Annotated in this window: 1 protein-coding gene; it reads left to right on the forward strand. The window is 27.7% G+C overall.

The window, feature by feature from the left end; genetic code table 11:
- Positions 1–235 precede the first annotated feature (235 nt).
- The coding region (locus HZY83_RS07760; protein ID WP_179943475.1) for a replication initiator protein A at positions 236–415 on the forward strand (180 nt) is incomplete at its 3' end.

A 415-nucleotide genomic window follows, 5' to 3' on the forward strand; every position in this document is an offset into this window, starting at 1 on the left:
CTCTTTATATACGCCATTAAAAGTGTTAATATTACTTTATGAATATTAAAAGAGTCGATGCTATTGGCGTAGCATCGACTCTCGGTAATAAAACGATTCGCACTCGTTTGTTTATATATTTTTTTGATACTTGTATTATATATATCTAATCATCTAAGTGCAAGCACAAAACATATAACTTACGTAAAAATTGTTTTATTACCTCAGTCCCAAAAATGGAAATGAGGTTTTTATTATGCCCAATTTTGAAAAATACAATTTATCACAAGTAAAAACTGAAAGGTTTTATCAACTGCCTAAATATTTATTTGAAGATGAATATTTTAAGAAAATGTCGGCGGAAGCAAAAATTATGTATGCATTATTAAAAGATCGCTTTGAATTATCCATCCAAAATGAATGGGTAGATAAAAAT

The sequence above is a fragment of the Gemella sp. GH3 genome (genome assembly GCF_013415425.1).
GTDB lineage: Bacteria > Bacillota > Bacilli > Staphylococcales > Gemellaceae > Gemelliphila.